The sequence below is a fragment of the Geomonas sp. genome (assembly GCF_035254065.1).
Classification (GTDB): Bacteria; Desulfobacterota; Desulfuromonadia; order Geobacterales; family Geobacteraceae; genus Geomonas.
On sequence record NZ_DATFBA010000020.1, the window covers coordinates 20,429 to 27,060 of the forward strand.

The following is a 6,632-nucleotide window of genomic DNA, read 5'->3' on the forward strand; positions in this document are numbered from 1 at the left end:
CTTTACTGCTGCACCCCGCGCGCGACGGTGACGGCAGAGACCGCAGCCACGCCCCCCTCCCGCAGCGCTTCCGCACACGCACGTATGGTGCTCCCCGTGGTCAGCACATCGTCCACCAGCAGCACCCGCTTTCCCGCCAGCCGTTTCCCATTCATCACCGCAAACGCATCGTGCACGTTATCCATCCGGGACTGGGCGTCCAGCGTTATCTGCGGTTCCGTCCAACGTATCCGCTGCAGATTTCCTATTTCCAGCGGCACCCGCCAGCGCTTGGAAAGTTCGTTGCCGAGCAGCTGGGATTGGTTGAACCCGCGCTGCCGCAACCTCTTGCGATGCAGAGGGACGGGGATGATCAGATCGGGCGCGGCCTCCTCGAAAAAGGGAGCCAGTGTCGTTGCTGTCAGGATGCCCAGCGGGTGAGAAAGGTGCACGCGGTAGCTGTACTTGAACCGGTGGATCAGCTCCTGGACTGGTCCCCCCAGGATGGTGGCCGAACGGCAGGTGTGGAAGGGAGGGCTGGTGAGACAGGCGCCGCAGGTATGGTCCAGGCCGCCTTGGGTGGCGAAGGGTGTGCCGCAGGTGGTGCAAAGGGGAGAGACGAGGAAGGAGATCTTATCGAGGCAGTCGGCGCAGATGAGCAGGTCGCCCGCCTGCGGGATGAACGCCTTGCAGGCATGGCAAAGTGGAGGGAAGAGGAGATCCAGCAGGGCACGAAACGGCATGCTGCCTCCTAAAGACAAGGTCAAAAGCCGACCACAGAGGAGACGGAGGATGCACGGGGGACACGGAGGAAAGTCTATATTTTTAGATTCTCCTCTGTGTCCTCTGCCAATCCTCCGTCTCCTCTGTGGTAATGCTTTTAGTTTTTAAAGTCCCATATCCTCGTTCACCACCAGCACCCTGATGTCGGTGTTGCGCGGCTTCTTCTCGATTACGGTGGTGACCCGGCAAATCCGCTGCGGCGAGTTGCAGTCGGAGCAGAAACCGGTGGTGGCGCACGGCGTGGCGAGGCTCAGCCGTTTGGAGTTGGGAGGGGCGGCATAGCTCTTGATCCGGTTGATCGCGTCCTGCACGGTCCCGTCGACCAGCTTGTTCCTGCCGACCACCACGATGACCTTCAGGGGGCCGAAGAACATGGCTGCCACGCGGTTGCCGTTACCGTCGATGTTGACCAGTTCGCCTTTCAGGGTCACCGCGTTGCTGGCGGTCAGGAACAGATCGCAGGTCAGCTGGCGGCGGCAGATGGCGAGCTTCTCTTCCGGGCTGAGCCCCGGCTCGCCGTGGTTGAGGATTTCCTTCCCCATGCTCTTCAGCTTGTCGGCCAGCTTCAGCTCGGAAATGGACATCGATCCGCCGAATCCGATGCTCTTCGCTTCTGCGGCCTCATTGAGGATGTAGTGGAAGACCTCTTCGCCGCTTTTGCAGTAGACCGCCTCGAAGCCGTTCTTTTTCAGGCCCTCGATGGCCTTTTCACACTTGAGGGCGAAGGCCCAGTCGTTCAGTTCATCGGTTTTGCTCATTCGTTACCTCCGTAGTCAGTCTGCGGGCGAACCCCATCCTCACCCCTGCCCTCCCCTTGAAGGGGAGGGAGTGATGGAGGAGTGCATTAATTTGAAATCAGCGGCTGGCGAGGTACTCGCGCTCGTAGGGCCACCACTCGCCCATCATGTTGATCAGATAGGCCATCCTGGCCTTGAAGGCGAGTCGAAACTCGTCCTGTTCCGGGAAGTGACGCCCCTCCTGAACGGCGGCGCACAGGTCCCTCCCCAGCGCCCGGGCCTTCTCGAAGAGCGCTTCCTGATCCGGGAACATCCGGGGGCCGGCTCCGGGGGAGCCGATCTTGCCGACGCACTGGGCACCGTAGGAATTGACGATCCGCTGCATGTAGTTGAGGACCTCTTCGTCCTCTCCGCCGCCGGAGCTCTCCACGACCACCGCGTATTTCCCTTCCAAAGCAGTGCGATGGGCGAGGCCGTTGCAACGGTCGACAAAGGCCTTCATCTGGGCGGTGATGCTGAAGATGTAGTTCGGGCTGGCCAGGATGAAGGCGTCGCATGCCTCCAGCTTGGCCTTGATGATCTCGTAGTCGTCCTTTATCGGGCAGGTGCCTACCTTGTGGCAGAGGTCGCAGGCGACGCACGGCTGAATGGGCGTTTGGGAGAGGCAGACGATATCGACCTCGACGCCGGCTTCCCGGGCGCCGGCGATCACTTCTTCCAACAGTCTCCCGGTGGTTCCGGCCATGCCGCGGGGGCTTCCGTTAATGGCTACGATTTTCACGTTACATTTCCTCTTTTGCAGGGTGGACGGTGCCGATTCGACACCGATTGTTACGGATCTTCAAGCAAAAGCATTGACCACGGATGACGCGGATTGAGCGGATCTTCACGGAAGTAAAAACTTTTTGAAGTAAGATTTTAATCCGCCTTTACCGCGTTCATCCCTGTTAAAGCCTTTGATTCTATTTTTTCTTTCAAGCTTGTGCCACTGTTGCTTTACCCGCGAAAACCCGTCGCATCCGTGTCATCCGCGGGCTAAGCCTTTGACTCTTTATCCGTCGTCTTTTACCCCGCGATGAGGCTCTTGCCGGTCATCTCCTTGGGCTGCGGGAGCCCGAGTATCTCCAGCATGGTCGGGGCCAGGTCGGCCAGCACACCATCCTTGCGGAGCTTCACCCCTTTGCGGCTGTCATCCACCAGCACCAGCGGCGCCATGTCGCAGGTGTGCGCGGTGTGCGGTCCGCCGGTGGTCTCGTCCACCATCATCTCGGCGTTGCCGTGGTCAGCGGTGATCAGAGCCACGCCCCCTTTCTCCCGAACCTTCTCGATTAGCTTGCCGACGCATTCGTCGACCGCCTCTACCGCACGGATGGCGGCCTCCATGATGCCGGTGTGGCCGACCATGTCGGCGTTGGCGAAGTTGAGGATGATCACGTCGTACTTGTCCTCGTCCAGCCGCCTCAAGAGCTCTTCGGTCACCTGGTAGGCGCTCATCTCCGGCTTCTCGTCGTAGGTGGCCACCTCCTTGGGAGAGGGGATCAGCGCGCGGTCCTCGCCCGGGAAGGGGGTCTCCCTGCCGCCGTTAAAGAAGAAGGTGACGTGGGCGTACTTCTCGGTTTCCGCGATCCTCAACTGGGTGAGCCCGGCGTTGCCGATCACCTCCGGGAAGATGTTGGTCAGCTCCTGCACGCCGTAGGCGACCGGCAGCCCGAAGGTCTCGTCGTAGGTTGTCATGCAGACGTAGGAGGAGAGTTTCGGCCACACCTCGCGCTGGAAGCCGTTGAAGGCGGCGTCGGTGAAGGCGCGGGTGATCTCGCGGGCGCGGTCGGAGCGGAAATTGAAGAAGATGAAGGCATCCCCCTCCCCCAGCCTGCCGATGGCGTCGGCGGTGCCGTCCAGCATCACGCTCGGCGCCACGAACTCGTCAGTGACCCCTTCGGCATAGCTCGCCTTGATGGCTTCCTCTGCCGAGGAATAACGGTTCCCTTCGCCGAGCACGATGGCGCGGTACGCCTTCTCCACCCTCTCCCAGCGGTTGTCGCGGTCCATGGCGTAGAAGCGGCCGATCACGGTGGCGATCTTGCCTGCGCCGATCTTGCCGATCTCCGTCTCCAGGTTGGCCAGGTACTGCGCACCGCTTTGCGGCGGGGTGTCGCGGCCATCCATCAGGCAGTGCACGAAGATATCCTTCACCCCCTGGCGCTTGGCCATCTCGATCAGGGCGTAGAGATGGGTGTCGTGTGAGTGCACGCCGCCGTCGGAGAGGAGCCCCGCCAGGTGGAGCCTGCCGCTCCCCGCCTTGCACTTCTCCATGCAGTCGATGAGCACCGGGTTCTCGAAGAAGTCGCCATCCGCGATCGACTTGCTGATGCGGGTGAGGTCCTGGTAGACCACGCGCCCGGCGCCGATGTTGGTGTGGCCGACCTCGGAGTTCCCCATCTGGCCGGAGGGAAGCCCCACCGCCATCCCCGAGCCGTCGATCTCGCCGGAGGGGTACTCGGCGTAAAGCTTGGTCATGTTGGGGGTCTTCGCCTTGGCTACGGCGTTGTGTTCCTGGTCGGGGTTGATGCCCCAGCCGTCAAGGATCATCAAGAGCAGCGGTTTTTTTGCCATGGTCGTCTCCCTGGTGAGCGAAATAAAAAAGGTGAAGAGGACTTCACCTTGATTTCATACGTCGTGCTACTCGTGGTGGTACGGCTCGCCGTTGATGATGGTGAAGCCGCGGTAGATCTGTTCCAGCAGAAATACCCGCACCATCTGGTGGGTGAGCGTCATTTTGGAGAGCGATATCGATTTGAAGGCCTGGCCGCGGAAGCTGTCGGTGAAGCCGTAAGCCCCGCCGATGGCGAACACCAGGTCGGAGATCCCCTGGTCGCGGCTCTTGGAGAGGAAGGAGGCGAACTCGGGGGAGGTCATCGACTCCCCCCGCTCGTCCAACACCACCAGCCGGGCACCCTTGGGGAGGAGCTTGGCGAGGCGTTCGCACTCCCGCTCCCGCATGGCCGGGGCCGCGGCCCCCTTCTCCTCGCGGGCCTCCAGGATCTCCAGCGGCATGTAGCGCCTAATCCTCCCGGCATACTCGTCGATGCCGGTCCGCACCCAGGCCTCCTGGGTCTTGCCGACCCAAAGGAGCTTCAGCCTCACTTCGGCTCTTTATTTTCCCAGAGGAACTCCTCCGGAATCTCTACTTCGCGGGCCCTGTCCCACAGCTCGTCGAGGTTGTAGATGGCGCGCACTTCCTCCTGGAAGATGTGCACGATGATGTCGCCGTAGTCGACCACCACCCAGCGCCCTTCGTCGTAACCTTCCGTGTCGAGCACCTGGTCGAAGGGCCTCAAGCCCTGCTTTACCGAGTCCGCGATCGCCTGCACCTGGCGGTCGGAACGGCCGCTGGCGAACACGAGATAATCGGCGATGCTGGAGAGTTTCCTGATCTCCAGCACCCTGACGTCGAGGGCCTTCTTGTCCAATGCGAATGCCGCGCATTTGACCGCACGCTCTTCCGCCGAAATAACTACCTTACCTTCCATCGATGTATAACCTTTGTTCCTTAATGTAGTGATCGACCGCATCTGGGACCAGATACCTGATCGATCGCCGCCCCCTTACCAGCTGGCGGATGTGGCTGGACGAGATGTCCAGCAGGACCCCGTCCAGTGCGTAGACGCAATGGCCGGAGCTGTGATTGAGACGCTTAGCCGCGGAATCATAACAGAACTGCGGTGCCATGGCAACAGGGAGGGCCTTGGCGAGGCTCTTGATGGTGGAGCCGGGGCGCTGCACGCAGACCAGGTTGCAGAGGGTGAAGATCGCGGCGTACTCGCGCCAGGTCGAGATGTCGTTGAAGGAGTCGGCCCCCACGATGAAGTAGAGCTCGTCGTCCGGGAACTCCGCCTTCAATGCGCGCAACGTGTCGATCGAGTAGGAGCGCCCTCCGCGTTGGCCCTCCATGTCAGAGGCCGAGAAGCTCGGATTGTCGGCGATGGCGAGGCGCACCATGTCAAGACGGCTGGCGAAGGAGAGCTCTCCCACATGCGGCTTGTGCGGCGGGGTGGCTGCCGGGATGAACATCACCCTGTCCAGCTGGAAGACGTCCCGGGCCTCCTCGGCGATCCTAAGGTGCGCGTTATGGATCGGGTTGAAGGTCCCGCCCAGTATGCCAATCTTCACGATGCTTTGCTCCGGGTTTGAATCTCTACTAAGACACCACCCTGTTTAAACGCTCCCCCCTTTATCAAGGGGGACTTTTTAGGCTCCCCTACCCCCTCACCTGTCCGTCGCCGTACACGATGAACTTGGTGGTGGTCAGGTCGGTCAGCCCCATCGGGCCGAAGGAGTGGAGCTTGGTGGTGGAGATGCCGATCTCGGCGCCCAGCCCCAGCTGGTTGCCGTCCGAGAAACGGGTGGAGGCGTTCACCATGACCACGCCGGAGTTGACCTCGCGGATGAAGCGCTGAGCGTTGCCGTAATCGCCGGTGATGATCGACTCGGTGTGCAGCGACCCGTAGCGGTTGATGTGCTCGATGGCCGCGTCCATGTCGTCCACCACCGCCACGGCCAGGATCAGGTCGAGGAACTCGGCCTCGAAATCCTCCTCGGTCGCCTTCTTCGCCTTGGGCGCAAACTGCCGGAAGGTCTCGTCCCCCCGCAGCTCCACCTTCAGTCCGTGCAGCACGTCGTAGATGAAGGGGGCGAAGCTCTCGGCGACGTCGCGGTGGATCAAGAGCGTCTCCAGGGCGTTGCAGACGCCGGGGCGCTGGGTCTTGGAGTTGATGATGATCTCGCGCGCCATCTCGAAGTCGGCGGTGGCGTCCACGAAGATGTGGCAGACCCCCTTGTAGTGCTTGATCACCGGGATCCGGGATTTCTCCGAAACGCTCCGGATGAGCCCTTCCCCTCCCCGGGGGATGACGAGGTCCACGTATTCCTCTTTCGTGAGGAGAACGTCGATCGCGGCGCGGTCGGTCCGCGGAACGAGGGAAACGGCGCACTCCGGGAGGCCGGCCGAGACGAGCGCCTCCCGCAGGATCCCGGCGATCGCCGCGTTCGACCGGATCGCCTCCGATCCCCCGCGCAGGATCACGGCGTTTCCGGACTTGACGCACAGCGCCGCCGCGTCCGCGGTGACGTTCG

At 61.9% G+C, this 6,632-nt stretch carries 8 protein-coding genes; all 8 read right to left on the reverse strand.

The features are described 5' to 3' along the window. Nucleotides 1-2 precede the first annotated feature (2 nt). Nucleotides 3-722, reverse strand: coding sequence for a ComF family protein (locus VJ604_RS01225; protein WP_324079561.1), 720 nt, complete (start codon nt 720-722; stop codon nt 3-5). Between the two features lie 144 nt (nt 723-866). Beyond that, nucleotides 867-1,520, reverse strand: coding sequence for a lactate utilization protein (locus tag VJ604_RS01230; protein ID WP_324079562.1), 654 nt, complete (start codon nt 1,518-1,520; stop codon nt 867-869). Between the two features lie 97 nt (nt 1,521-1,617). Continuing rightward, a complete protein-coding gene (locus VJ604_RS01235) occupies nt 1,618-2,280 on the reverse strand; it encodes a flavodoxin family protein (RefSeq protein WP_324079563.1) in 663 nt (220 codons plus the stop codon). A 284-nt stretch (nt 2,281-2,564) separates the two neighbouring features. Next, nucleotides 2,565-4,112, reverse strand: coding sequence for a 2,3-bisphosphoglycerate-independent phosphoglycerate mutase (gene gpmI, locus VJ604_RS01240; protein ID WP_324079564.1), 1,548 nt, complete (start codon nt 4,110-4,112; stop codon nt 2,565-2,567). Nucleotides 4,113-4,178: 66 nt separating this feature from the next. Further along, complete coding sequence (locus VJ604_RS01245) at nt 4,179-4,643, reverse strand: 23S rRNA (pseudouridine(1915)-N(3))-methyltransferase RlmH (protein WP_324079565.1); 465 nt, start codon at nt 4,641-4,643, stop codon at nt 4,179-4,181. Further along, a complete protein-coding gene (gene rsfS / locus VJ604_RS01250; protein WP_324079566.1) occupies nt 4,640-5,029 on the reverse strand; it encodes a ribosome silencing factor in 390 nt (129 codons plus the stop codon). The genes VJ604_RS01245 and rsfS overlap by 4 nt, the downstream gene beginning before the upstream one ends. Further along, a complete protein-coding gene (gene nadD, locus VJ604_RS01255) occupies nt 5,019-5,669 on the reverse strand; it encodes a nicotinate-nucleotide adenylyltransferase (RefSeq protein ID WP_324079567.1) in 651 nt (216 codons plus the stop codon). Before nadD ends, rsfS begins: the two co-directional genes overlap by 11 nt. Before the next feature lie 88 nt (nt 5,670-5,757). Further along, nucleotides 5,758-6,632 (reverse strand): glutamate-5-semialdehyde dehydrogenase (locus tag VJ604_RS01260; protein WP_324079568.1); only part of this gene is annotated, 875 nt, incomplete at its 5' end.

Bases quoted from the DNA above. Each gene is read 5' to 3' on its own strand.
- VJ604_RS01225 (WP_324079561.1), bottom strand. From the start codon at position 722: ATGCCGTTTCGTGCCCTGCTGGATCTCCTCTTCCCTCCACTTTGCCAT.
- VJ604_RS01230 (WP_324079562.1), bottom strand. From the start codon at position 1,520: ATGAGCAAAACCGATGAACTGAACGACTGGGCCTTCGCCCTCAAGTGT.
- gpmI (WP_324079564.1), bottom strand. From the start codon at position 4,112: ATGGCAAAAAAACCGCTGCTCTTGATGATCCTTGACGGCTGGGGCATC.
- rsfS (WP_324079566.1), bottom strand. From the start codon at position 5,029: ATGGAAGGTAAGGTAGTTATTTCGGCGGAAGAGCGTGCGGTCAAATGC.